The organism is Micromonospora humidisoli, assembly GCF_016900955.1.
GTDB lineage: Bacteria > Actinomycetota > Actinomycetes > Mycobacteriales > Micromonosporaceae > Micromonospora > Micromonospora wenchangensis.
Window position 1 is genome coordinate 662,253 of the sequence record NZ_JAFEUO010000002.1, and the last position, 24,682, is coordinate 686,934.

Consider the following 24,682-nt stretch of genomic DNA (forward strand, 5'->3'; position numbering starts at 1 on the left):
GGCGTCCGCCGGTCAGCTCAGCGACTCGCGCCACTGCCGGTGCAGCGTGGCGTACCGGCCGCCGGTGGTGGCGAGCCGCGCCGGCGCACCGTCCTCGACGATCCGTCCGGAGTCGACGACCAGCACCCGGTCGGCGGTCTCCACCGTGGAGAGCCGGTGCGCGATCACCAGCGCGGTGCGGTCCCGCAGCACGCTGGCCAGCGCCCGCTGCACCAGCCGCTCGGTCGGCACGTCCAGCGACGACGTCGCCTCGTCCAGGATCAGCACCCGGGGGTCGGCCAGGAACGCGCGGGCGAACGCGACGAGCTGCCGCTGCCCGGCGGAGAGCCGGCCGCCGCGCCGGTGCACCTCGGTGGCGTACCCGTCGGGCAGGGCGGCAATGAAGTCGTGTGCGCCGATCGCCCGCGCCGCCGCCTGCACCGCCGCGTCGGAGGCGTCCGGCCGGCCGAACCGGATGTTCTCCGCCACCGTGCCGCCGAACAGGTGGTTCTCCTGGGTCACCAGCACCACCGCCCGGCGCAGCTCGGCGTCGGACAGGTCCCGCAGGTCGACGCCGTCCAGCTCGACCGTGCCGGCGTCCGGGTCGTGGAAGCGGGCGAGCAGCTTCGCCACCGTCGACTTGCCGGCGCCGGTCGGGCCGATCAGGGCCACCGTCTGACCGGCCGGCACGGCCAGGTCCAGCCCGGCCAGGATCGGCGTCTGCGGCCGGTAACCGAAGGAGACCGCGCGGAACGTCACCGCGCCCCGCCCCGGCCCGGCCGGCAACGGCACCGGCGACGCCGGTTCGGGTACCCCCGGCCGTTCGTCGAGCACCCCGGCGAGCTTCTCCAGGGCGGCGGTCGCCGACTGGAGCGAGTTGTAGAACTGGCTCAGCTCCTGCATCGGATCGAAGAACCGGCGCAGGTAGAGCAGGAACGCGGCGAGCACCCCCACCTCGGTGTCGCCGCCCAGCACCCGCCAGCCGCCGTACCCGAGCACGGTGGCCACGGTGACGTTGCCGATCACCTTGATCCCCGGCGAGTACGTGGCGATCAGCCGGAACCCGTGCAGACTGGTCCGCCGGTACTCGTCGTTGACCGTCACGAAGATCTGCTGGTTGCGCGGCTCACGGCGGAACGCCTGCACCGCCCGGATGCCGCGCAACGACTCGACGAAATGGACGATCACCAGGGCCACCGCCTCCCGGCTGTGCCGGTAGGCCTGGGCCGAGGCGCGGGCGAACCAGCGGGACAGCCAGAACAGGAACGGGAACGCCAGCAGCGTCACCGCCGCCAGCGGCAGGTCCAGCCAGAGCAGGATGGCGGCCACCGACAGCACCGACAGCGCGGCGGCGACCAGGGTGTCGATCCCCCCGTCGACCAGCTCGGCGATGGAGTCGACGTCGCTGGTGAGCCGGGACACCACCCGACCGGAGGTGTAGCGCTCGTGGAAGCCGACGGAGAGGGTCAGCAGGTGGCCGTACACCCGCTGGCGCAGGTCGAGCAGGACGGCCTGGCCGATCCGGGCGGAGCGGGTGAGGTAGCTGCGCCGGGCGGCGTACTCGGTGACCGCCGCGACGGCGAACGCGCCCGCGACGGCGGCCAGCGGACCCGGGTCCCCGGCGCGCAGCGGCGGCACCGCCCGGTCGATGCCGAGCATGACCAGGTACGGCCCGGCCATCGCGGCGGCGTTCTGGGCCAGCAGCAGGCCCACCGCCACGCCGAGCGACCTGCGGTGCGGGCGGAGCAGGTCGCGCAGTAGCGCCCGGCTGCGCCCCCGCAGCCGGGCCACCGCCTCCGGGGAGTCGTCCTCGGCGCGGCTGCGGTCGGCGTCCGGGTCGGTGGCCCGGCCCCGCCAGTGGTCCAGCGCGACCGACCGGCCGTCACCCCCGGCGGTGCCGTGCTGCCGGGGGCGGCCGTCACCGGCGGTCGTGCGGTGCTGCCGGGCCGGCCGGCGGATCACGAACGCACCAGGCCCGGTGCCGGTGCGGGTTCGGCGGCGAGCACCGCCCGGTACGCCGGCACGGTGGCCATCAGGTCGCCGTGCCGGCCGACGGCGGTGATCCGACCCCCGTCGAGCAGCGCCACCCGGTCGGCCAGCGCGACAGTCGACGGCCGGTGCACCACCAGCAGCGCGGTGGTGTCCCGCAGCACCCGGCGCAGCGCCGCCTCGACCAGCGCCTCGGTGTGCACGTCCAGGGCGGAGAGCGGGTCGTCGAGGACCAGCAACGCCGGCCGGCCGAGCACCGCGCGGGCCAGCGCCAGCCGTTGCCGCTGCCCGCCGGAGAGCGACAGCCCCTGCTCGCCCACCCGGGTCGCCAACCCCCACGGCAGGTCGTACGCGAAGTCGGCCTGGGCCAGCGCCAGCGCGGCCCGGACCTCGTCGTCGGTGGCGTCCGGACAGCCCAGGGTGAGGTTCTCCCAGACCGACATGGAGAACAGCGTCGGCTCCTCGAAGGCCACCCCGACCAGCCGGCGCAGCGCGTCCAGGCGTACCCCGCGCAGGTCGTGCCCGTCCAGGGTGATCCGGCCACCGGTGACGTCGTGCAGCCGGGGCACCAGGGAGAGCAGGGTGCTCTTGCCGCAGCCGGTCGCCCCCACCAGGGCCAGCGTCTCGCCCGGCTCGACGGTCAGCTCGATCTCCCGCAGCACCGGTTCGGTGCTGCCCGGATAGCGGAACGACACCCCCTCGAAGCGGAGCCGGCCGCGCACCGCCGAGCGGGCCAGCGGCACGGCGTCCGGCGCGTCCACGATCGAAGGAGGCGTGTCCAGCACCTCCTGGATGCGGTCGGCGGCGGTGGCGGCCTCCTGCCCGTTGGCGATGATCCAACCGAGCGACTGCACCGGCCAGATCAGCATGAGCTGGAGACTGACGAAGGCGACCAGCTCACCGATGGTCAACGCGTCCCGGGCGACCAGCGTCGCGCCGCCGACCAGCGTGGCGCCCAGCGTCAGGTTCGGCACCAGGTCGAACAGGGCCGACGCGCCGGCCAGCAGCGCCCCCTTGGCCACGCCGGTGTCGTGCAGCGCGCGGGCCCGCCCGGCGAACCGGTCGGCCAGTTCCGGCCCCCGCCCGTACGCCTTCATGGTGCGCAGCCCCTGCGCGGTCTCCTCGACCAGGGTGGCCACGTCGCCCTGCTGGTCCTGCATCCGCCGCGACGAGGTGTGGTAGTGCCGCCCGAACCGGCGGCTGATCAGGAACAGCGGCACCGCGCTGGCCGCCACCAGCAGCCCCAGCGGCCCGTGCAGGCGGATCAACAGGATCACCACGGCGACGTAGGTGACCACGTTGAGCACCAGGAACAGCAGCCCGAAGGAGAGGAACCGGCGCAGCACCGACAGGTCGCTGATCGCCCGGGAGAGCAGCTGCCCGGACTGCCAGCGGTCGTGGAATCCGGCCGGCAGGCGTTGCAGGTGGGCGTAGAGGTCGGCGCGGATGGTCGCCTCCATGCCGACCGAGGAGGAGGACTGGCTCCACCGCCGGATGAAGATCAGCACTGCCTCGACCAGGCCGAGCAGCAGGGCCAGCCCGCCGAGGCGGAGCAGCCCCGCCGGGTCGTGCCGGGCGACCGGCCCGTCCACCACCCGCTGTACCACCAGGGGTACGGCCAGACCCGCCCCGGTGGCGGCCAGCGCCGCCAGCAACAGCAGGACGTACGTGGCGGCGTACGGGCGCAGGTAGCGGCGCAGCCGCCAGAGGTTGCGCAGCGACCGGACCCGACCGTCCGCCCTGGGGTTGGCCGGGTCGCCGTCGCGCTGCGCAGGCACTACCCGACGGTAGCGTCGATCGGCATCGATTCCGCTGTCAGCTTGCCGTCAGCCGCCGCTCGTGACCGAGCAACCACCTCTTCACCGGCAGACCGTACCGGTAGCCGCCGAGGGTGCCGTCGGTGCGCAGCACCCGATGGCAGGGCACGAAGAGGGCGGCGGCGTTACGGGCACAGGCGGCGGCGGCCGCCCTGACCGCGGCGGGCCGGCCGGCCAGTGCGGCGTACCCGGTGTAGGTGACCGGCTCGCCCGGTTTGACGTCGCGCAGCACGGTCCAGGCGTGGGTCTGGAACGCCCCGCCGCTGTGCTGCCGTACCGGCACCACGTCGATCGCGGTCAGGTCCCCGTCGAGGTAGGCGCGGACGGCGGCGGTCACCGGACCGAGGTCGGCGTACGGCGTCAGCGGGCCGCGCAGGCTCGGGTGCACCAGCGGCAGCAGGCTGTCCGGGTCGGCCGTGAAACCGGCCGCCCGGACCGCGCCGTCGGGGTCGACGAGCACGCTGAACGGGCCGGCCGGGGTGTCCATGGTGGTGGTGCCGATGGTGGTGGTGCCGAGGGTCGTCATGCCGCTCTCCAGAGTCTGATCGCCGCGTACGACCGCCAGGGTCGCCAGCGGTCGGCGTACGTGTCCAGGGTGGTGGGGGTGGCCGGCAGGCCGAGGGCGGCAGCGCCCCGACGTACCGCGAGGTCGGTGGGGAGCAGCACGTCGGGGTCGCCGAGGGCCCGCATGGCCAGGTAACCGGCGGTCCACGGGCCGATCCCGGGCAGCGCCGTCAACCGTCGTACCGTCTCCGCCCGGTCGCCGCCCGGCTCCAGGTCTACCTCCCCGGCGGCGACCGCCCGGGCCAGCGCCCGGATCGTCTCCCGCCGGGCGGCCGGCATCCCGAACGCCGCATCCGGCAACCCCAGCACCTCCTCCGCCCCCGGGAACCCCCACACTCCCCACCCGCCCGCCCCGCCCCCGTCCGCCGCGCCGCCCCCGTCCGCCGCGCCGCCCCCGTCCGCCGCGCCGCCCCCGTCCGCCGCGGCGCGGTGATCAAGAGGTTTGCGTCGCCGGGAAGCGCTCTCCGTGACGCAAACCTCTTGATCACCGGAGCCGGAGCCGGAGCCGGGGCCGGAGCCGGAGCCGGGGCCGGAGCCGGAGCCGGGGCCGGAGCCGGAGCCGGGGCCGGAGCCGGGGCCGGGGCGGGGGTGGGGGCCGGGGGCGGGGCCGGGGGTGAGGGCCGGGTGGGTGAGGAGGCGGGTGAGGGTGGTGCGGGCGGCGGGGAGGGAGACCTGTTGGCCGATGATGGCCCGCAGCGCCATCTCGAAGCCGTCCACCGCCCGGGGCACCCGCACGCCCGGTTCGGCGGCGACGACCCCGGCCAGGGCCGGATCGGCGGCCAACGTCTGGTCGACCGCCTCCGGATCGGCGTCCAGGTCGAACAGGCGACGGCAGCGGGCCACCGCCGGGGCCAGGTCCCGCAGGTCGGCCAGGCGCAGCGTCGCCCCGACGTACCCGGTCGTCGGGGTCAGCGCGATCTGCGCCGGGCCGTGCGGCAGCCGCAACCCCCGGCGGTACGTCCCGTCGCGCACCTCGTCGAGGCCGGGCAGCGTCCGGGCGGCCAGGAACCCCAGCAGGGCGGCGGCGTGCAGCGGCGGCCGGTACGCCAGCCGGAGCGTGATCGTGCCCGCCCCACCCGGCGTCGGCGGGCCGCCCCGCCCGGTGCGCAACTGCGACGGCACCGTCCCGTACACCTGCCGGACGGTGTCGTTGAACTGCCGTACGCTGCCGAACCCGGCTGCGAACGCCACCTCCGCCAGGCCCAGGTGGGTCGTCTCGATCAACGTTCGGGCGGTCTGGGCACGTTGGGCCCGCGCCAGTGCCAGTGGCCCGGCGCCCAGTTCCGCCCGGAGCATCCGGTGCAGGTGCCGTTGCGTGTAGCCCAGCCGGGCGGCCAGCCCGGGTACGCCGTCCCGGTCGACCACCCCGTCGGCGATGAGCCGCATGGCGCGACCCACCACGTCGGCGCGGACGTCCCACTGCGGTGAGCCGGGCGCGGCGTCCGGGCGGCACCGGCGGCAGGCCCGTAGGCCGGCCCCCTGCGCGGCGGCTGCCGACGGGAAGAAGCGGACGTTACGCCGCTTCGGGGTGATCGCCGGGCAGGACGGCCGGCAGTAGATCCCGGTCGACGTGACGCCCGTGTAGAACCAGCCGTCGAACCGCTGGTCACGGCTGTCCACGGCGCGGTAGCACCGTTCGAAGTCCAACTCCACGCCACCGATCATGCCCGCAGCTCACCGGTGGTGGCTCGCGGGAATCGGACCTGAGCGTGCGGGCGGTGGTCGACCTCCCCACCCCGGCCGTGCCGGGGTGGGGAGGCGGTGCGTCAGCGCGCGGGAACGGGGCCGGTCGCGGGGCCCTGGTCGACGGGCGGTGCGCTGCTGGCGGGGGCCGGTGCGGTGACCGGGCCGGTGCGCGGTCCGGCGACGCGTGGCGCGGGCGACGCGGGGATGGCGGTCGTCGCCGGAGCGGGCGACGCGGGGATGGCGGGCGGTGCCGGAGTGGACGTCGCGGGCGACGCGGGTACGGCCGTCGAGGCCGGCTTGCCCGGCGGTGCGGGAACGGCGGTCCGGGCCGGCGCGCCGCGGCCGGTCCGGACGCCCTGGTCGACGGGGGGTTCGGTCACCGCCGCCGGGGCGGGTGCCGCGGGCGGCCCGCTCGGCGTCGACGCCGGTACGGCGGGCGGGGTGTCCCCGTCACCGCTGGCGGCCATCGCGAACGGGGTGGCGATCAGCATGGCGGCGAGGACCCCCGCCGCGCTCATCGTGATCGTGGCGCGGCGGCGGGACCGGGCCCGGCGTTCCGCCCGGTTCAACTGGTCGTGCACTGTCGGTGCCTCCTCGGCGAGGTCGGAGAGGGTGGCGCGGATGAGGTTCTCGAGGGGCGTGGTCACCGCCGTACCTCCAGCAGTTCGATGTCCGGCAGGAGTTGCCGCAGCCGGGCCACGGCCCGGTGGGTGCGGCTGCGTACGGTGCCGACCGAGCAGCCGAGCGCGGCGGCCACCTGGGTCTCGGTGAGGTCCTCGTAGTAGCGCAGGACCACGACCGTGCGCTGGGCCGCCGGCAGCGCGCGCAGCGCGGCCCGCATCGCCAGCCGTACGTCGGTGCCGCCGAACAGGTCCGGACCGGCCGGGTCGTCGACGCCGGTGAGCAGCGTCTCCCGGTACCGGCGCAGCCGCCGCCACCAGCTGACCTGCTCCCGGTACATGACCGTGCGCAGGTAGCCCTCCGGGTCGGTGTGGCGCAGGTCACGCCACCTCGGAATGGTCTTGGCCAGCGCCGACTGGAACAGGTCCTCGGCGGCGTGCCGGTCCCCGGTGAGCAGGTACGCGACCCGCATCAGGGCCGGTGCCCGGCTGGCCACGAACTCGGCCAGCCGGGCCCGATCGTCCTCGTCCACCCACCCTCCCCGTCATTGTCTGTCACCGATACAGACGCCCCAGCTCACCCCGCCTATCCCGGTCCCGGGGATCAGTTTCCGGCCCGGAAAGTGTCGGTAGTGGTCGGTAGCGTCCCGGCACCAACTCCAGAAAGGGTGCGGCGATGGCGAGCGTGACCGGGCGGGGCGACCCTCGGTCAGGGCCGGGGCGGCTGGACGACGCCACCGCGCAGGGCCTGTACGACCGGATGCGGGTGGTCGCGCCGGCCGCTTTCGGCGCGATCGAGCGGGACCGGGCCGACGATCCGGCACGACCGTTCGCCGACACCGCCTGCGGTCGGCTCGCCGGCTCCCTCGACGCGGCCGGCCTGCGGGCGCTGGGCATGTGGGCACACCACTGGTGCATGCGGTTCTACGACGACGACACCCGGGTCGGCCGCCGGCTGGTCCGGGAGATCGCCGGCCGGCGGGGGCTGGGCTGGACGGTCGACGAGGTGCGCTGGATGTTGGGCGAGTCGGAGCGGGCCGGCCCGAGCGCCGGGGACCGGCTCACCCTGCCGCTCGCGGCGACTGGCGAACTGCCGGGGGTGGCCGACGGCGGGGCGGACTGGCGACTCGCCGGGTGACGCCGGCCGGTGGGCCGGGGGACGGCGGTGGCGCAGGATGACAGCGGAGCCAGCCGCAGAGAGGACCGACATGCCCGCCACCGAACCGACCATCGTCGCCACCAGCATGGGTTTCACCAGTCGTGGCCGGGGCCCCTGGGATGCCGATCCCGGACCGGTCTTCGACCTGATGGCCGAGTTGGCGCAGGCCGACGAGCCGCGGATCTGCTACCTCAACCAGGCCGTCGGCGACCAGCCCACCGCGCTGACCGTCTTCCACGGCGCGTTCGCCGGCACCCGCTACCGCCCCTCGCACCTGGCGCTGTTCCCGATGCCCAACGTCGAGGACGTCCGGGCGCACCTGCTCGGCCAGGACATCATCTGGGTCGGTGGCGGCAGCGTGGCCAACCTCTGCGCGGTGTGGCGGGTGCACGGGCTGCCGGAGATCCTGCGCGAGTGCTGGGAGGCCGGGGTGGTGCTCGGCGGGGTCTCCGCCGGTTCGATCTGCTGGCACGTCGGCGGCACCACCGACAGCTACGGCCGGCGGTTGCGGGCCTACACCGACGGCCTGGGCTGGCTGCCGTACGGCAACGGGGTGCACTACGACAGCGAGGCGCAGCGCCGGCCGCTGCTGCACCGGCTGGTCGCCGACGGCACGTTGCCGGCCAGCCACTGCACCGACGACGGGGTGGGGCTGGTCTACCGGGGCACCCGGCTGGCCGAGGCGGTCGCCGACCGGGCCGGGGTGGCCGCGTACGAGGTGGTGCCGGACGGTGTCGGCGGGGTGCGGGAGACCCGGATCGAACCCCGGTTGCTCACCGCCTGAGCCGCCCCGGCGGTGCCGACGGGGCCGCCTGCCGGGTGACGGCGTAAGCTGGCCCGTCGTGAGTCTCACCATCGGCATCGTCGGCCTGCCCAACGTCGGCAAGAGCACCCTGTTCAACGCGTTGACCAAGAACGACGTGCTCGCGGCGAACTACCCGTTCGCCACGATCGAGCCCAACGTCGGGGTGGTGGGGCTGCCGGACGCGCGGCTCGACAAGCTCGCCGAGATCTTCTCGTCGCAGAAGGTGCTGCCCGCGCCGGTGTCGTTCGTCGACATCGCCGGCCTGGTCCGGGGGGCGTCGAAGGGGCAGGGCCGGGGCAACGCGTTCCTGGCGAACATCCGGGACGCCTCGGCCATCTGCCAGGTGGTACGGGCCTTCTCCGACCCGAACGTGGTGCACGTCGACGGCAAGGTCTCGCCCGCCGACGACATCGAGACGATCAACACGGAGCTGATCCTGGCCGACCTGCAGACCCTGGAGAAGGCGCTGCCCCGGTTGGAGAAGGAGGCCAAGCTCCGCAAGGACCGGGCCGCCGCGGTGACCGCCGCGAAGCAGGCCGTCGAGGTGCTCGACGGCGGCACCACCCTGTACGCCGGGGCCGCCGCCGCCAAGATCGAGCTGGAGCACCTGCGGGAGCTGCACCTGCTCACCACGAAGCCGTTCCTCTACGTGTTCAACGTCGACGAGGCCGAGCTGGGCAACGCCGCCTTCCTCGACGAGCTGCGCGCCCTGGTGGCTCCCGCCGAGGCCGTGTTCATGGACGCCAAGATCGAATCCGAGCTGGTGGACCTGCCCGAGGAGGAGGCCCGCGAGCTGCTGGAGTCGATCGGGCAGTCCGAGCCGGGGCTGGACCAGCTCGTCCGGGTCGGCTTCCGCACGCTCGGGCTCCAGACGTACCTCACGGCGGGGCCGAAGGAGGCGCGGGCCTGGACGGTGCCGGTCGGCGCGACCGCCCCGGAGGCCGCCGGGGTGATCCACAGCGACTTCCAGCGCGGCTTCATCAAGGCCGAGGTGGTCTCCTACGACGACCTGGTCGCGGCCGGTTCGATGGCGGCGGCGAAGGCCGCCGGCAAGGTCCGGATCGAGGGCAAGGAATACGTCATGCAGGACGGCGACGTGGTGGAGTTCCGGTTCAACGTGTAGTTCCGGTCCACCGTCTCGCGGACAAGTTCGCGGGTCGTGCCGCCCGGCTGAATCGCGTTGTCGGGCCTGTCGACCGGTCCTACGGTGATCCGGTGACGATCCGCGACGCCGAGGACGGCGACTGGCCTGCGATCTACCCCTTCTTCAGCGAGATCGTGGCGCAGGGCCGCTCGTACGCGTTCCCCGGGAACCTGTCCCTGGAGCAGGCCCGCGGGTGGTGGATGGAGTCCCCTCCGGGGCGCACCGTCGTCGCGGTGGACGGGCCGACCGTTCTCGGCAGCGCGAAGATGGGTCCGAACCGGCCCGGTCGCGGCGCGCATGTGGCAACGGCCAGCTTCATGGTCGACCCACGGCATTCCGGCCGCGGCGTCGGCCGCGCCCTCGGCGAGTACGTCGTCGGCTGGGCGCGGGCCGCCGGCTACCGGAGCATCCAGTTCAACGCGGTCGTCGAGTCGAACGAGGTCGCGGTCCGGCTGTGGCGTTCGTTGGGTTTCGAGGTGCTCGCCACCGTCCCCGAGGCGTTCGACCACCCCGAGCACGGCCTGGTGGGGCTGCACGTGATGTTCCTGAATCTGGGCGCTCCCGAGCCACCGTCACGGTGACCGGCGACGGGATCCGGTGGGGTCCGCTCCAGCGTGTGGTGGTCGCCGCGCTCAGGCCTTGCGGCCCGGCACCAGCCCGTCCAGGTCAAGCTTGATCACGAACGGCTTCGTGGTCCGCAGTTCGTGGCGATGAATTCCGGTCGCCACGTAGGCCCGTGTCGGCACGTCCAGTTCGTAGGCGTGGACCACAGGTGAGCCGTCCTCCTCCTCGACGCGCCAGTAGTTGGCGATGCCGGCTTCCGCGTACTTGCGCAGCTTGACCGTACGGTCGCGGTGCGCCGACTCCGGCGAGACCACCTCCACGACCAGGAGAGTCTCCTCAGGTGTGTAGAAGGTCCGCGACGGGTCGTGAGGTGCTGCCGCTGCCACGAGGCCGGGCTCGGGACGGTTCCACCTGTCGAGTCGGACCGTGATCTCCCTGTCGACCTCGACACCTGATGGTGCCTGGTCGGTCAGGGCGTTCACCAGCGCTGTGACGATCCGGGCGTGCCAGACCCGCTGGGGGGACATCATGAAGACGAGTGCTCCGTCGATCAGTTCGGTGTGACGGGGTGCCTCGGTGAGCGTGTCGAGGTCGTCTGCGTACCACCCCTCCGGGCGGGGCGGCCGCATCCACTCGGGCACCGCAGTCATGCGGTCACCGTAGCATTCGGTAGTCGCGGTCCCGGCCTCCTGCGCTCGCCCGCCCCGGCCCCGCGTCGTCACGGATCGCGGTGGACCTCCGCTTCGACGTCCGAGCCGGCCGGTACGGTCGGGCCATGGTCACGACGTTGACGCCCGTGCTCCCGGACGGCCGGACCGGTGGGCGGATCGGTGGCGCGCCACCTGTCGCGATCGAGTCCCACCCGGTGCTGACGACGCACCGCTACCTCCTGACACTTCCTGCGGACTGTGCGCCCTGGACCGGCGGTCGTGAGGTGTCGGTGCTGCTGCGCGAGGGGTTCGAGATCAGCGACGACGATCTCGAATACCCGGGCATGGCGATGCGGGCCGTCCTGCACCAGCCCTCGCCGCGGGGCTCCCGTACGGAGCTCGGCTGGCCCGGACTGCGCTGCGCCGCGTTGACGGAGTGCGACGGTGACGTCGTTCCGTTCGTGCGCGTCGGCACCGAGCCGGTGCTCATCCAGGGCGACCCGAGTTACGCGGACGCGGTGCTCGCCGACGGGCACGACTTCCTGTTCCAGGTCGACGAGGAAGGCTGGCCGGTGGCAGGCGAACTGGCGGACATGGTCGAGTCCTACCTCTGGGGATACGGCTCGGTGTACTTCTACGGCACGCTGCGGGACGACGGCACGGTGGACGAGGTCGTGGCCGGGTTCATCGACTTCTGAGGCCGCCGAGGCCGCCGCCATCCGGATGATCAAACGGCTGTAGTGCGCCGGCACACCCCGGGGTCGGGGCAGGTGCCCCGACCCCGGCCGGTCCACCCCTCAGCGGCGGTAGACCGAGATGTGCGACGTGCTGGTGTCGTCGAACGGGTGCCGGTGCCAGTCGGCGTACCGCTCGACGAGGCGCAGGCCGGCCCGGTGGGCCAGCTCGTCGATCTGCTCCGGCCAGCAGTAGCGCATCGCGAACGGTTCCAGGTGTACGCCGTCGCGGTCGAAGGTGATGGTCTGCCGGACGAAGGTCTGCGCCGCCCGGTCGTACTGGTGCAGCCGGATGGTGGCCGAGTCCTCGGTCACCGACCGCATCTGCACCTGTTCGTCCCGGTCGAAGCCGGCCGGGTCGGGCACGAACGCCTCGACGACGAACTCGCCGCCGGGGGCCAGCACCCGGGCCACGTTGCGCAGGCAGTCCTGCTGCCGCTCGGCACGGACCAGGTTGAACAGGGTGTTGAACACCAGGTAGACCAGCCGGTACGGGCCTGTCACGGGCACGTCGGCCATGTCGCCGATGGTGACCGGGACGCCGTCGCCGCCGGGCTTGGCGCGCAGCTTCGCCACCATCTCCGGTGACGCCTCGACCCCGTCGACGGGTACGCCCCGGGCGGCGAGCGGTAACGCCACCCGACCCGTCCCGACGGCGAGTTCGAGCACCCGCCCGTCGCCGGCCCGTTCGGCGAGGAAGTCCACCGCCGGGCCCGGGTCGGGGTTGCCGGGGCTGTCGTACCTGTCGGCCCACATCCTGCCGAAGTGGCCCGGATCATCGAACACCGACATCAGCGACCCCCGTTCGGGGTGCCGGCCGGTCCGGTGTCACCGGCGCATGGTCGCGCCGTCACTGCCGTGGTGCTGGTGGTCACGAAGCCTCGATTCCCGCTGCTGGTCGATGGTGGGCGCCTGGGTGGACCTCGTGGCGTACGACATGTCGTCTGCTCCCTCCGGTCGGCTTCGTCCCCAGCCAAGCAGCGGGCCGGTCAGCGGGGCAACCCGGTTTCCGGCCGGGTCAGGTCGAGCGTCCAGTGCCGGGTACGGATGACCTGGTCGTTGAACTCGACGTCCTCCTCGCCGAGCAGGGTGAACCCGAGCGACCGGCAGATCGCGTTCGACGGGGCGTTGCCGACCGCCGGGAAGGCGTGCACGGTGTCCTCCCGTCCCTCGGTGCGGGCCTGGTCGAGTAGCGCGCGTACGCCCTGCTTGGCCAGCCCCCGGCCCTGGAACTCGGGCAGCACCATCCAGCCGACCTCGGCGACCGCCCCGTCGTCCGGCCCGCGCCAGAGGGTGACGGTCCCGGCGACCGTGTCGTCCACCACGATCATCTTGATCAGTGCGACGCCGTCGGCGGCCAGTCGGGCGTCCCGGCGGACCTGCCGGGCCACGTGGGCGGCCGGCAGCGGCCCGCCGAGTTCGACCATCATCGCCGGGTCGCAGCGCATCCGCTGGTACGCCTCGACATCGGTGGCCAGCACGTCACGCAGGAACACGCCGCACCAGCCCCCGATGACCATTGTGGAGAGTCGTCCGCATGGGCCCGAGTATTCCAGGGACCGGGGCCGGCCGGGTGTCAGACGGAGCGGGCCGGGGTGAGAACCTGGGCCAGCCGGGCCAGTCCGTCCTCGCCGTGACCGGCGGCGATGGTCCGTTCGATGACGGACCGGGCGGCACGCAGCATCCCGGAGTCGATCCCGTGGGCGTCGGTGGCCTCGATGACGTGGGTGATGCTCGCGCCGACCGAGGCGACGGTGGACCGGTCGCCGGGGAACTGGTCCGCGGCGATGTCGTCGGCGAAGCGGCCGACCAGCTCCGCGAGCATCGGGGCGATCCCGGCGGCGTACCGGGCGAACGACCGGGGGTCGATGCCCTCCGCCGAGGCCAGCGCGAAGGCGTGCAGCAGGCCGGTGACCGCGGTGCCGAACAGATCGAACAGCGCCATCTCGTACGCCGCCGTCGCCCCCGGGTCCGGGCCGAGGTGGGCGGGTGTGCCGCCGAAGGCCGTCAGGGTGGGCATGACCGCGTCGACGGTGGGCCGGTCGCCGCACCAGAGCGTCACGGCGGCCGGTGTGCCGATCGTCGGCGTCGGGGTCAGGATCGCGCCCTTCACCAGGTCGACGCCGTTGCCTTCGGCCCATTTCGCCAGTTTGCGCGCCTCGTCCGGTTGACCGGTGGTGACGTCGATGACGGTCCGGCCGGCCCAGTCGTCGTGCGCGGCGAGCACCGAGTCGACCGCTGCCGGGCTACGCAGGCAGGTGACCACGACGGCGGCGGCCCGGACCGCCCCGGCGACGGTCGGCGCAGCCACCGCGCCCCGCGTGACGAGGGGTTCGGCCCGCTCCGGCGTACGGTTCCAGACGATGGTCGGAATGCCGGCCGAGATCAGGGCGGTGGCGAGGGCCTGCCCCATCGGGCCGAGACCGAGCACCGCCACCGGGTCGTGGTGCGTGAGTTTGCGATCGCTCATGCCGGCGACGGTAGACGTTCACGTTGACGTGAAGGTCAAGTCCGCGCTCTCCTGTACGGCATGCGGATCGGTGAACTGGCCCGGCGGGCCGGGGTGAGCACCCGGGCCCTGCGCTACTACGAGGAGCAGGGCCTGCTACGGCCGGAACGGCGGCCGAGCGGCTACCGCGACTACGGCGAGCAGGCCCTGGCCACCGTGCGGCGGATCCAGTTGCTCCTCTCGGCCGGGCTCGGGACGGCCGTGATCGCCGAGATCCTGCCCTGTGTGCCGGACGACACCACGGTGCTCGCCCCCACCTGCCCCGAACTGCTCGACGGCCTCGCCGAGGAACGGGCGCGGATCACCGCGGCCATGCAGCGGCTCGCCGCGGCCCGGGACATCCTCGACTCCCTCATCGCCACCGGCGCCCCCGACCCGCCAGCGGTGAGGCGGGACGGGGCGGCGTGTCGGCGGGCGGGGGCAGGTCAGGAGATGTAGTGCAGGATCACGTTGTGCACGTGGTGGCTCTTCTGCGCGCCCCGGAACTCCACCTCGTAGGTGTGCGTGCCGACGTGTACGGCGATCGCGCCGGTGGAGAAGAACTCCCCGCCCCACGACTTGTTGCTCACCACGCTCACGCTGGTGATCTTCGAGTACGGGATGCTGGTGATCGCGAACTTCTTGCCCACGAACGAGCGGTCCTGGATGATCACCCGCCGGTCGGTCAGGCCGATGAACCCGGTGCCGGTGCCGATGGCGTCGTAGACGGCGATGATCTGTTCCCCGTCGAGCAGTCCACTGCGGATCTGCTGGAACTGCTCCTTGCGGTCGTACGTCACATTTGCCATGGGTTCCACGGTAGGAAGTGGGCGCCAGCGTCGGCCGTTGCCTGCCCGTCCGCCCGGTCGACTAGTCTCCCCATGCCTGGCCGGACGCGGGGCGACGGGGGAGGGAAGCGGTGTGACCAGCGAACGTTCCGAGACGCAGCCCGCCGACGAGTCGCGGCCGGTGCCGCCGACGACCGCGGCCGGCACCGCCGACGCGGCCCCGCCCGACGCGACGCCTCCGGCTCCCGGCGGTGCCGACGCGCCCGACGGCGGTGCGGACGCGAGCCCGGCCGCTGCGGCGACCCCGCCCCCGGCCCCCGGTGCCGACGCGGCCAACGGCGGTGCCGACACGGCCCCGGGCGGTACCGGGGACGCCGAGGCGGGCCCGGCGTCGCATGCCGTGCCCGACTGGGAGCCGTGGCCGCAGCGCCCCGCAGTCCGGGGCCGGCTGAACCGGCTGGCCGTGGTGACGCTGCTGCTCGGCCTGCTCGGCGGGGTGCTGGCACCGGTCACCGCCGGGTTCGCGCTACGCCGGATCAGGCGGGACGGTGAGCGGGGTCGAGGGCTGGTGATCGCCGGCCTGGTGCTGCTCGGTGGCTGGGTGCTGGCCGGTCTGGTGGCGCTGGGCGTCACGATGACCGGTTCCGACCCCGACCCGGGGCTGCGCGGGCTGCGGGTGGGGGACTGTTTCCGGGTGTCCTCCGGTGCCACCGCCAGCCGGACCGCCCCCGAGAAGGTCACCCGGGTGGCCTGTGACACCCCGCACCACGCCGAGTACGTCGACGACTTCCCCGCCTACGAGCGCTCCGCCGACGAGCGGTACCCGGGTGCGGCGGCGCTCTCCCAGCGGGCCGAGACGCTCTGCCGGCAGCGGCAGCGCAGCTACGTGGTGGACCCGCTGGGACTGCCGACCGAGGTGCGGCTGAGCTGGTTCCTGCCGACCCGGGTCGACTGGTCCACCGACCCCACCATCACCTGCTACCTGACCTCCCCGGCGGGGCTGTCCCGGTCGCTGCGGATGGACACCACGGTGCTGGACCCGGCGCAGCTCGGCTACCTGCTGGCCAGCCGGGACTGGACCGAGGCGCGGGCCGCCCTGGTGGCCAGTGCGCCGACCAGCACCCCGGCCGGGCTACGGGACGCGGTGCGTCGGGCCGAGACCATCCACACCGACATGTGGTTCCGGCTGCGCCGCGAGACCTGGCCGGAGGCGGTCCGCCCGGCGATGGAGCGGCTGCTCACCGAGATGGAGCAGGACGAGCCGGCCTGGCGGGACGCCGACGGCGAACCCGACCGGGGCCGGCTGCTCCAGGTGGTCGCGCAGGCCGGGCAGCATCCGGACCCGGCCACCGAGCTGGCCGTACGCCAGGCGCTGGGGTTGCCGACGGCGCAGGGCGAGCCGATGCGCTGAGCTGACCGAGGGTGGTGTTCCGACCACTCGGCGCGGACGGGGCGGACGTTCCGCCGAGGGGGCGGGCCCCGGACGGCTCTAAGCTGGCGGGGAGGGTGCGGCTGGCGACGACGGGGGTCGACGATGACGGGAACCGCCGGTCACCCGCGACCGCCGCGGCCGGCTGGTCAGTCCGCCGTCACCGCGCGGTACGCGTCCTCGATCCGGGCGGCGAGCAGCACCTCACCCTCGGTGAGCGGCTCCCCGTCGCCGTGCCCGACCCGGATGCGGGTCTCGGTGTCCCGCCGGCTGATGTCCGGTCGCAGCCGCAGCGCGTCCGCGACGACCTTGACCCGTTCGGTGAGCGCGGCGTGCTGGCTGTCGTCCATGACCAGGGTGCGGCGGATCTGCTCACCGTCGCGGGTCCACCCGTGCAGGAGCGTGAGGGCGTCACTGAGATAGTCGTGCTTGCTTCGACTGGTGAACAGCGCGCGCATCACCGCACCTCCCAGGCGCCGTTGCCGGCTTGTGGCCAAATCGTCGCCGTCCCGTGTCCTCGTGGTGCTATTAGTCTGTCGACCTGATGGCGGTGTGTCCACGCCCACACTTCCGTCTCTTATTGGCCTACCGGTCGGCCACGGTACCCAAACCGACGATTGATCTGGCACGCTGGACGCCCGTGCAGACCGAACGGAGTAGCGGTAACGGACCGACCGACCGGCGCGAGCCGAGGGTGGTCGTGGGAGCGGCGATCATCTCCGCCGGGCGGGTGCTCGCCTGTGCGCGTACCGCGCCCCCCGAGGTCGCCGGCATGTTCGAGTTCCCCGGCGGCAAGGTCGAGCCGGGCGAGAGTGAGACGGCGGCGCTGGTCCGTGAGTGCGCCGAGGAGTTGGCCGTCCGGGTGGAGGTCGGCGACCGGATCGGCCGCGACGTCCGGATGGCCCACGGCCGGTCGGTGCTGAAGGTGTACGCGGCACGCCTGCTGCACGGCGACCAGCCGCGCGCACTGGAACACTCCGCGCTGCGCTGGCTGACCGCCGACGAACTGCACAGCGTCACCTGGCTCCCCGCCGACGTGCCCATCGTCGCCGCCCTCCGCCCGCTGTTGGCCGCCGGCTGACGGCGGCGGGTGCCCGGCCGACACGGCGACGGGGGCCGACGGCGTGTGCCGTCGACCCCCGTCGACCTCGTCGTGCCCGTTGCGGCGGATGTCGCGCCGCAGCGATGCCGGCCGTCCCGGCCCGTGCCGTTCGCCCGGCCCGTGCCGTTCGCCCGGCCCGTGCCGTTCGCCCGGCCCGGTGGTGCCGTCAGGCCGGCCCGGTGCCTGTCGTGCCGGTCTCGTGCCCGTTCAGTGCTTGTCGTCCTGGCTCGGGTGGGCGAAGTTCAGGTGCTCCGGCGGCAGCGGGAAGGTGACGTCGTCACCGAACGGCGACGGGGCCGCCGCCCGGTCGAAGGTCAACTCCGTCAGCGGGAGCTTGCCCCGGTCGTCGACCGCCGGCATGGTCGGGTGCGGGACCTCGCGGTGCCAGTTCACGCCCTGCTGGGCCTGGGCCTCCGCGGCCGGGTCGCCGGAGCCGCCGGCGTGCGAGTGGACTCCAGCCTGCCGTGCGCCGCTGTGCACCACGGACCCCTTTCCCGCGCTGTTCGCGGTGCTCTGGGGCGTCTCGCCCCGACGGAAGATCTTGCTACCGAGCCATACCAGGGGATCGTACCTGCGGTCGACGACCCGTTCCTTCATGGGGATGATCCCGTTGTCGGTGATCTTGATGTGCTCGGGGCAGACCTCGGTGCAGCACTTGGTGATGTTGCAGAAGCCGAGCCCCTGCTCCTGCTGCGCGTACTGCTTGCGGTCGGTCTTCGCGTCCAGCGGGTGCATGTCCAGCTCGGCGGCCCGGATGAAGAACCGGGGGCCGGAGAAGGCCGGCTTGTTCTCCTCGTGGTCGCGGATCACGTGGCACACGTTCTGGCACAGGAAGCACTCGATGCACTTGCGGAACTCCTGCGAGCGTTCCACGTCGACCTGCTGCATCCGGTACTCACCCGGCGCCAGGTCGGCCGGCGGGGCGAAGGCCGGCGTCTCGCGTGCCTTCTCGTAGTTGAACGAGACGTCCGTGACCAGGTCCCGGATCACCGGGAAGGTGCGCAACGGGGTGACCGTGACGGTCTCGGACTCCTCGAACGTCGACATCCGGGTCATGCAGCTCAGCCGGGGCTTGCCGTTGATCTCCATCGAGCAGGAGCCGCACTTGCCGGCCTTGCAGTTCCACCGGCAGGCCAGATCCGGCGCGTCGGTGGCCTGGAGCCGGTGGATGACGTCGAGGACGACCTCGCCCTCGTTCACCTCGACCGAGTAGTCCTGGAGGTCACCGCCGGTCTCGTCGCCCCGCCAGATGCGGAACTCCCTCTTGCTTCCCATCAGTTCGCCTCCTCGCCGACGGCGTCGACGTCGGCCAGCTCCTCGTCGGTCAGGTACTTGGCCAGCTCGGTACGGTCGAAGAGGCCGATCAGCTCGGCCCGCATCTTCGGCAGCGGCTTGTGCTCCAGCCGGACGGTGTCACCGTCGAGCGTGCAGACCAGGTTGATCCGCCGCCAGCGGGGGTCCATGGTCGGGAAGTCCTCCCGGGTGTGCCCGCCGCGCGACTCCTGCCGCTCCAGCGCCGCCTTCGCGGTGCACTCCGAGACGACCAGCATGTTGCGCAGGTCCAGCGCCAGGTGCCAGCCCGGGTTGTAACGCCGGCCGCCGGCCGCGCTCACCTTCGCCACCCGCTCCCGCAGCTCGGTCAGCCGGCGCAGCGCGTCGACCAGCTCGCCCTCCCGGCGGATGATGCCGACCAGATCCCCCATCACCGCCTGGAGATCCTGCTGGAGGGTGTACGGGCTCTCCCCGGTGTCCCGCTGCAACGGCGCCAGCGCCGTCTCCACGGCGGTCTCCACCGCGGCCACCGGCACCTTCGGGCGCGAGGCCAGCTGATCGGTGTACGACGCCGCGTGCCCGCCCGCCCGCTTGCCGAAGACCAGCAGGTCGGACAGGGAGTTGCCGCCCAGCCGGTTGGAGCCGTGCATGCCGCCGGAGACCTCACCGGCGGCGAACAGCCCCTGCACGGTGCCGAACGCGGCCCCGGAGTCCGGGTCCACCTCGACGCCGCCCATCACGTAGTGGCAGGTCGGCCCGACCTCCATCGGCTCGGCCGTGATGTCGACGTCGGCCAGCTCCTTGAACTGGTGATACATCGACGGCAGTCGACGGCGGATCTCGTCGGCCGAACGCCGGGAGGCGATGTCCAGGTAGACGCCGCCGGCCGGCGTACCCCGACCGGCCTTGACCTCGCTGTTGATCGCGCGGGCGACCTCGTCGCGGGGGAGCAGCTCCGGCGGACGCCGGTTGTTGTCCGGGTCGGTGTACCAGCGGTCGGCCTCCTCCTCGGTCTCCGCGTACTGCTTGCGGAAGACGTCGGGGACGTAGTCGAACATGAACCGCTTGCCCTCGGAGTTCTTCAGCACGCCGCCGTCGCCCCGGACCGACTCGGTGACCAGGATGCCCTTCACCGAGGGCGGCCAGACCATGCCGGTCGGGTGGAACTGGAGGAACTCCATGTTGATCAGCGTGGCCCCGGCGCGCAGCGCCAGCGCGTGCCCGTCCCCGGTGTACTCCCAGGAGTTCGAGGTGACCTTGTAGGACCGGCCGACCCCGCCGGTGGCCAGCACCACCGCCGGTGCTTCGAACAGGATGAACTCGCCGGATTCCCGGTAGTAGCCGAACGCCCCGGCCACCCGGTCCCCGTCGAGCAGCAGTTCGGTGATGGTCGTCTCGGAGAACACCCGGATCCGGGCCTCGTAGTCGCCGAGGTCGCGCTTGTCCTCCTGCTGGAGGGAGACGATCTTCTGCTGGAGGGTGCGGATCAGCTCCAGGCCGGTGCGGTCACCGACGTGCGCCAGCCGGGGGTACTCGTGCCCGCCGAAGTTGCGCTGGGAGATCTTGCCGTCCTTCGTCCGGTCGAAGAGCGCCCCGTACGTCTCCAGCTCCCAGATCCGCTGCGGCGACTCCTTCGCGTGCAGCTCGGCCATCCGGAAGTTGTTGAGGAACTTGCCGCCGCGCATGGTGTCACGGAAGTGCACCTGCCAGTTGTCCCGGCTGTTCACGTTCCCCATCGCGGCCGCCGCGCCGCCCTCGGCCATCACGGTGTGCGCCTTGCCGAACAGTGACTTGGAGATGATCGCGGTCTTCTTGCCGGCGAGCCGGGCCTCGATCGCCGCGCGCAGGCCGGCGCCGCCGGCCCCGATCACGACGACGTCGTAGTGGTGTCGTTCGATGCGAGTGGTAGTGGTCATGTCGCCGCGCCCTCTAGTTGATGAACCGCAGGTCGGTGAACCAGCCGGCGGCGATGGCCATCACGTAGAAGTCGGTGAAGGCCAGCGTGCCGAGGGTGATCCAGGCGAGCTGCATGTGCCGGGTGTTCAGCTTGGACACGAACGTCCAGGCCCGGTACCGCACCGGGTGCGCGGAGAAGTGCTTGAGCCGCCCGCCGATGATGTGCCGGCAGGAGTGGCAGGAGATCGTGTACGCCCAGAGCATCACCACGTTGACCAGCAGGACGATGTTGCCCAGCCCGAAGCCGAAGCCCTCCGGCGAGTGGAAGGCCAGCACCGCGTCCCAGGTGTTGATCAGCGAGATGATCGCGGCGGCGTAGAAGAAGTAGCGGTGCAGGTTCTGCCCGAGCAGCGGGAACCGGGTCTCCCCGGAGTAGGACTTGTGCCCGTCGGGAACCGCGCAGGCCGGCGGCGACAGCCAGAACGACCTGTAGTACGCCTTGCGGTAGTAGTAGCAGGTCAACCGGAACAGCAGCAGGAACGGCAGGGTCAGCGCCGCGTCCGGGATGATCCACCAGCCGGGCAGGAGAGTGCCGAAGTGCGAGGAGCCCTCGACGCACCTGTCGGTCACACAGGGGGAGTAGAACGGCGTCAGGTAGTGGTACTGGTCCACCCAGTACCACTTGTGCATGAACACCCGGACGGTCGCGTACGCCACCCAGGCGCTGAGCCCGACGACGGTGATCAGGGGGGCGAACCACCAGCGGTCGGTCCGCAACGTCTTCGCCGCGATGGCGGCGCGCGCCCGCGCACCCCGCGGCTTCGTTGCCGTTGATGTCATTCGAGTCGTCTTCCTGACGGGACGGGCCCTCGCGGGCGGCGGTTCACGTTCCGTGCCGGCCAGTGGACCGGCCGGACCGTGTCCACTGCCGCGTCGTGCGCAAGCAGGCGACCACGCCGAAACATCGGCGCAGCTAAGTGACACACGTTACGCCGATCATCACGTTCGGGCCGCGCAACGCAGTGTCCCGTGTGTCCCGCACCTTGGAAAGACCCGAACCATGATCAATGTGTAGTCGGCGTCAGTCGGCTGCGCGGGCGCTGCGGCACCGTCAGCCCGACGCGCCGCCGGTGAAGTTCCACGAGGCCAGCCGCAGTGCCGGCCCCTCCCACCAGCCGCCGTCGAACCGGTCCGGCTGGCGGACCGGCCGCCGGCCGAGACCGAGCACCGCCCCCGGCCCCAACGCCCGGGGGTACGCCTCGGTGAACCGGAGGTTCCGCACCGCCCGCACCGGCACGCCGTCCTCGACCAGCCACACCCCGTTGCGGGTCAACCCGGTGACCACCAGGCTCAACGGATCGAGCACCCGGGTGTACCAGAAGTCGCTGACCAGCAGCCCTCGGGCCATCGGCGCGACCAGTGCGGCGGTGTCCGCGTCCGCCACCGCCCCCACGACCGGGCCGCCGGCCGGGTGGCCGCCGACCGCCGGGTCCACCGGATCGCCGGCCGACCCGGGCATCAGGAGATTGCGGGGGATCGGGCCGAAGGTGGCGCCGCCCGGCGTCCCGTGCCCTGTCGACGACGTGCCCGCCCCGGCGGCGCTGCGCCGGTCGTGGGCCACCGCGCGGGTGGTGCCCGCCTCGACCAGGGTCAACGCCGTACGCGGGGTGCCCTCCAGGTCGAACGGCATCGCCCCGCCGTACGTCGGGTCGTCGACCAGGGTCACCGCCGGATCGAACTGGGCGACGCCGGGCCGGGCGAACGACTGGCCTTCGACGTGCCGCTTGCCGTTGAAGCCGTACCAGGCGAGATTCTGTAGCAGGTCGGCCACGGCGGCCGGTTCGAGGACCACCTCGTACCGGCCCGGGGGCAGCTCGACCGGGTCGGCGGCGGCCCGTGCCTTCGCCGCCGCCCGCACCCCCAGGGACGCGCCGTCCAGCTCGTCGAGGCGACCGGCGCAGAGCCGGGCCACCCCGTCCGCGCCGTCCACCCGGGCGATGCCGTCCATCGCCGCCTCGGTGGTGCGCCCCTGCGCCGACTGGCCGGCCGAGTTGGCGAACGCCCCCGACCGGTACGCGGTCCGGCAGTACCCGGCCGCCTCCAGCCCGCCCACCGCGTCGACGAAGGCGCGCACCCGGTCGGCGCGGGCCGCCGGCTCGGCATAGGCGGTGGCCTCGTCGAGCAGGCCGTTGGAGTGCACCGCCGACGGCGGGGTCAGCCCCGGCCAGGCCGGATCGGGCGGGCAGAGCCGGGCGGCGGCGAGGGTCCGCCCGACCAGGGCCCGCAGCCCGTCGGGGCCGATCAGGCTGCCGCCCCCGGCGGCCGTCCGACCGTCGACGTGCACCCGCAGCCGCACCGTCACCTGCGACTCGGCGACGTTCTGGTGGATGAACGAGTTGGCGAACCGGGTCAACGCCAGATCGTGCCGGACGACGTCGACCTCGGCCTCGGCGGTCGGACCGGCGATCTCGTGGACCAGCTCCACCACCCGGGCGGCGACGTCCAGCTCGGTCGCCCCGGTGTCGCGCAGGCCGGTCATGCCCGCACCCCCACCCGGACGCCCCGGAACCGAGCCGGCGCCGCCGGATGCCCGGTGTGCCCGATCTGGCCCGGCTGGCCCTTGCCGCAGTTCGGGGTGCCCCACGGGACGATCTCGGAGGAGAGCATGTCCATCGACTGCCAGAACAGTGGGCCGATGCCGGTGTAGGTGGGGTTGCGCAGCATCCGGCCGCGCCGGCCGTTGCGCACCTCCCAGGCGATCTCACAGCCGAACTGGAAGTTCAGTCGTCGGTCGTCGATCGACCAGGACCGGTTGACGTCCATCAGCACCCCGTCGTCGGTGGCCGCGATGATCTCGTCGAGGGTGTGCGGGCCGGGTTCCAGGCCCACGTTGGTCATCCGCACCATCGGCAGCCGGGCCCAGCCGTCGGCGCGTACGCTGCCGCCGTGACCGAGGCCGGCGACGGCGGCCGAGTCCCGGCCGGCGAGCACCCCGACCCAGCGGCCCTCGCGGACCGCGTCGCGCTTGACCGCCGGGGAACCCTCGTCGTCGAAGCCGAAGCTGCCCAGCGCGCCGGGGATCGTCGGGTCGATGGTGACGTTCATCAGCTCGGAGCCGTAGCGCAGCGACCCGAGCTGGGCCAGGTCGAGCCAGGAGGTGCCGGCGAAGGCGGCCTCCCAGCCGAGGATGCGGTCCAGCTCGATGGCGTGCCCGACCGACTCGTGGATCTGCAACGCGAGCTGCTCGTCGCCAAGGATCAGGTCGGTCTCGCCGGCCGGGCACTCCGGCGCGGTGAGCAGCGCCCGGGACTCGTCGGCGATCCGGGCGGCGTGCCCGGTGAGGTCGAGCGACTCGACCAGCTCCCACCCGGTGGTGCCGTACTGGCCCCGGTAGCTCGGCCAGGAGCGGCGCTGGGTCTCGTGCTCGCCGATCGAGGTGGCCGAGATGCCGCCGCCGCACTCGCGGATGTGCTGGTCGATGCGGTGCCCCTCGCTGGAGACGAACCACTTGCGGGTGTCCCAGACCTGGTAGAGCCCCTGGGCCAGGTCGGCCCCCTGCCCACGGGCCGCCTCGGTGGCCCGCACCAGCAGGTCGCCCTTGTCGGACAACGGCACGCCGAGCGGGTCGACCGCGCAGTCGGAGGCCCAGCTCGCCACCACCGGCTCGGCCGGGGTCAGCGTGATCGGTGGGCCGGGCACCCGGGCGCTCGCGGCGGCGACCTGGGTGGCCCGCCGGCCGGCCGCGCGGGCCGCCGCGTCGGACAGCTCGGGTACGGCGTGGAAGCCCCACCCCGACCCGACCAGCGCACGCACCCCCAGGCCGAGACTCTCGTCCTGGGTCAGCTCCTCGATGTCGCCGTTGCGCGCGGACATCGACTCGTAGCGCAGGTGCATCACCCGGGCGTCGGCGTACCGGGCGCCCGCGTCGAGAGCGGCCTGGACGGCTGCGGACGCCGCATCGAACTCGGTCATGGACCGACCCTAGGCCAGTCCACC

25 protein-coding genes are annotated in these 24,682 nt (G+C 73.2%); 8 read left to right on the forward strand and 17 right to left on the reverse strand.

Features of this window, described 5'->3' with window-relative positions; all coding sequences use genetic code 11:
* Positions 1-12: 12 nt before the first annotated feature.
* The 6 genes from JQN84_RS08465 to JQN84_RS08490 form a co-directional block, all read right to left on the reverse strand.
* On the reverse strand, positions 13-1,845 hold the full coding sequence (locus JQN84_RS08465; RefSeq protein ID WP_204958188.1) for an ABC transporter ATP-binding protein: 1,833 nt from the start codon (positions 1,843-1,845) through the stop codon (positions 13-15).
* A 92-nt stretch (positions 1,846-1,937) separates the two neighbouring features.
* Positions 1,938-3,746 carry an ABC transporter ATP-binding protein gene (locus tag JQN84_RS08470; protein ID WP_204957798.1) on the reverse strand — a complete coding sequence of 603 codons (1,809 nt, stop codon included), beginning with the start codon at positions 3,744-3,746 and terminating at the stop codon, positions 1,938-1,940.
* A 37-nt stretch (positions 3,747-3,783) separates the two neighbouring features.
* Positions 3,784-4,311, reverse strand: coding sequence for a methylated-DNA--[protein]-cysteine S-methyltransferase (locus tag JQN84_RS08475; protein ID WP_239484975.1), 528 nt, complete (start codon positions 4,309-4,311; stop codon positions 3,784-3,786).
* Entirely contained in the window at positions 4,308-6,014 is a 1,707-nt protein-coding gene (locus JQN84_RS08480; RefSeq protein WP_239484976.1) for a DNA-3-methyladenine glycosylase 2 family protein, read from the reverse strand. The genes JQN84_RS08475 and JQN84_RS08480 overlap by 4 nt, the downstream gene beginning before the upstream one ends.
* 101 nt (positions 6,015-6,115) lie before the next feature.
* Entirely contained in the window at positions 6,116-6,682 is a 567-nt protein-coding gene (locus JQN84_RS08485; protein ID WP_204957799.1) for a hypothetical protein, read from the reverse strand.
* Positions 6,679-7,188 carry a SigE family RNA polymerase sigma factor gene (locus JQN84_RS08490; protein WP_204957800.1) on the reverse strand — a complete coding sequence of 170 codons (510 nt, stop codon included), beginning with the start codon at positions 7,186-7,188 and terminating at the stop codon, positions 6,679-6,681. The genes JQN84_RS08485 and JQN84_RS08490 overlap by 4 nt, the downstream gene beginning before the upstream one ends.
* Positions 7,189-7,331: 143 nt before the next feature.
* Here JQN84_RS08490 and JQN84_RS08495 point away from each other — a divergent pair, with 143 nt between their 5' ends.
* From JQN84_RS08495 to JQN84_RS08510, 4 genes are all read left to right on the forward strand, one after another.
* On the forward strand, positions 7,332-7,793 hold the full coding sequence (locus tag JQN84_RS08495) for a hypothetical protein (RefSeq protein ID WP_204957801.1): 462 nt from the start codon (positions 7,332-7,334) through the stop codon (positions 7,791-7,793).
* A gap of 70 nt (positions 7,794-7,863) precedes the next feature.
* A complete protein-coding gene (locus JQN84_RS08500) occupies positions 7,864-8,598 on the forward strand; it encodes a Type 1 glutamine amidotransferase-like domain-containing protein (RefSeq protein WP_204957802.1) in 735 nt (244 codons plus the stop codon).
* 58 nt (positions 8,599-8,656) lie between these two features.
* On the forward strand, positions 8,657-9,742 hold the full coding sequence (gene ychF, locus JQN84_RS08505; RefSeq protein ID WP_088647525.1) for a redox-regulated ATPase YchF: 1,086 nt from the start codon (positions 8,657-8,659) through the stop codon (positions 9,740-9,742).
* A gap of 92 nt (positions 9,743-9,834) precedes the next feature.
* The gene (locus JQN84_RS08510) at positions 9,835-10,344 is read left to right on the forward strand and encodes a GNAT family N-acetyltransferase (protein WP_204957803.1); all 510 of its coding nucleotides are present in this window, start codon (positions 9,835-9,837) and stop codon (positions 10,342-10,344) included.
* 51 nt (positions 10,345-10,395) lie between these two features.
* Here the strand turns inward: JQN84_RS08510 and JQN84_RS08515 are convergent, their stop codons facing one another.
* A complete protein-coding gene (locus JQN84_RS08515) occupies positions 10,396-10,977 on the reverse strand; it encodes a Uma2 family endonuclease (protein ID WP_204957804.1) in 582 nt (193 codons plus the stop codon).
* Between the two features lie 125 nt (positions 10,978-11,102).
* Between JQN84_RS08515 and JQN84_RS08520 the strand changes: the two genes are divergently transcribed.
* Positions 11,103-11,675: a hypothetical protein gene (locus tag JQN84_RS08520; protein ID WP_204957805.1), complete on the forward strand. Its 573-nt coding sequence runs from the start codon at positions 11,103-11,105 to the stop codon at positions 11,673-11,675.
* A gap of 99 nt (positions 11,676-11,774) precedes the next feature.
* On the opposite strand, the gene JQN84_RS08525 is transcribed toward JQN84_RS08520, so the two are convergent.
* From JQN84_RS08525 to JQN84_RS08535, 3 genes are all read right to left on the reverse strand, one after another.
* Positions 11,775-12,503 carry a class I SAM-dependent methyltransferase gene (locus tag JQN84_RS08525; protein ID WP_204957806.1) on the reverse strand — a complete coding sequence of 243 codons (729 nt, stop codon included), beginning with the start codon at positions 12,501-12,503 and terminating at the stop codon, positions 11,775-11,777.
* Between the two features lie 197 nt (positions 12,504-12,700).
* Complete coding sequence (locus JQN84_RS08530) at positions 12,701-13,207, reverse strand: GNAT family N-acetyltransferase (RefSeq protein ID WP_204957807.1); 507 nt, start codon at positions 13,205-13,207, stop codon at positions 12,701-12,703.
* Between the two features lie 80 nt (positions 13,208-13,287).
* Complete coding sequence (locus tag JQN84_RS08535) at positions 13,288-14,181, reverse strand: NAD(P)-dependent oxidoreductase (protein WP_204957808.1); 894 nt, start codon at positions 14,179-14,181, stop codon at positions 13,288-13,290.
* Positions 14,182-14,241: 60 nt separating this feature from the next.
* Between JQN84_RS08535 and JQN84_RS08540 the strand changes: the two genes are divergently transcribed.
* Complete coding sequence (locus JQN84_RS08540; RefSeq protein ID WP_204957809.1) at positions 14,242-14,658, forward strand: MerR family transcriptional regulator; 417 nt, start codon at positions 14,242-14,244, stop codon at positions 14,656-14,658.
* Here the strand turns inward: JQN84_RS08540 and JQN84_RS08545 are convergent.
* Positions 14,646-15,008, reverse strand: coding sequence for a PH domain-containing protein (locus JQN84_RS08545; RefSeq protein ID WP_088647519.1), 363 nt, complete (start codon positions 15,006-15,008; stop codon positions 14,646-14,648). The two genes, JQN84_RS08540 and JQN84_RS08545, sit on opposite strands and share 13 nt — an antisense overlap.
* A 112-nt stretch (positions 15,009-15,120) precedes the next feature.
* Here JQN84_RS08545 and JQN84_RS32225 point away from each other — a divergent pair, with 112 nt between their 5' ends.
* A complete protein-coding gene (locus JQN84_RS32225; protein ID WP_204957810.1) occupies positions 15,121-16,398 on the forward strand; it encodes a DUF4190 domain-containing protein in 1,278 nt (425 codons plus the stop codon).
* Positions 16,399-16,565: 167 nt separating this feature from the next.
* Here the strand turns inward: JQN84_RS32225 and JQN84_RS08555 are convergent, their stop codons facing one another.
* Positions 16,566-16,874 (reverse strand): 4a-hydroxytetrahydrobiopterin dehydratase, encoded by a 309-nt coding sequence (locus JQN84_RS08555; RefSeq protein ID WP_204957811.1) that lies wholly within the window; start codon positions 16,872-16,874, stop codon positions 16,566-16,568.
* Between the two features lie 182 nt (positions 16,875-17,056).
* Between JQN84_RS08555 and JQN84_RS08560 the strand changes: the two genes are divergently transcribed.
* Positions 17,057-17,497, forward strand: a complete 441-nt coding sequence (locus JQN84_RS08560; protein ID WP_204957812.1) for a (deoxy)nucleoside triphosphate pyrophosphohydrolase — start codon at positions 17,057-17,059, stop codon at positions 17,495-17,497.
* 228 nt (positions 17,498-17,725) lie between these two features.
* Here the strand turns inward: JQN84_RS08560 and JQN84_RS08565 are convergent, their stop codons facing one another.
* The 5 genes from JQN84_RS08565 to JQN84_RS08585 all read right to left on the reverse strand — a co-directional run bounded on the left by JQN84_RS08565 (position 17,726) and on the right by JQN84_RS08585 (position 24,658).
* On the reverse strand, positions 17,726-18,793 hold the full coding sequence (locus tag JQN84_RS08565) for a succinate dehydrogenase/fumarate reductase iron-sulfur subunit (RefSeq protein WP_204957813.1): 1,068 nt from the start codon (positions 18,791-18,793) through the stop codon (positions 17,726-17,728).
* The gene (locus JQN84_RS08570) at positions 18,793-20,706 is read right to left on the reverse strand and encodes a fumarate reductase/succinate dehydrogenase flavoprotein subunit (RefSeq protein WP_204957814.1); all 1,914 of its coding nucleotides are present in this window, start codon (positions 20,704-20,706) and stop codon (positions 18,793-18,795) included. Before JQN84_RS08570 ends, JQN84_RS08565 begins: the two co-directional genes overlap by 1 nt.
* 13 nt (positions 20,707-20,719) lie before the next feature.
* Complete coding sequence (gene sdhC, locus JQN84_RS08575; RefSeq protein WP_204957815.1) at positions 20,720-21,526, reverse strand: succinate dehydrogenase subunit SdhC; 807 nt, start codon at positions 21,524-21,526, stop codon at positions 20,720-20,722.
* A gap of 271 nt (positions 21,527-21,797) precedes the next feature.
* The gene (locus tag JQN84_RS08580) at positions 21,798-23,225 is read right to left on the reverse strand and encodes a TldD/PmbA family protein (protein WP_204957816.1); all 1,428 of its coding nucleotides are present in this window, start codon (positions 23,223-23,225) and stop codon (positions 21,798-21,800) included.
* A complete protein-coding gene (locus tag JQN84_RS08585) occupies positions 23,222-24,658 on the reverse strand; it encodes a TldD/PmbA family protein (RefSeq protein WP_204957817.1) in 1,437 nt (478 codons plus the stop codon). The genes JQN84_RS08580 and JQN84_RS08585 overlap by 4 nt, the downstream gene beginning before the upstream one ends.
* Positions 24,659-24,682 lie beyond the last annotated feature (24 nt).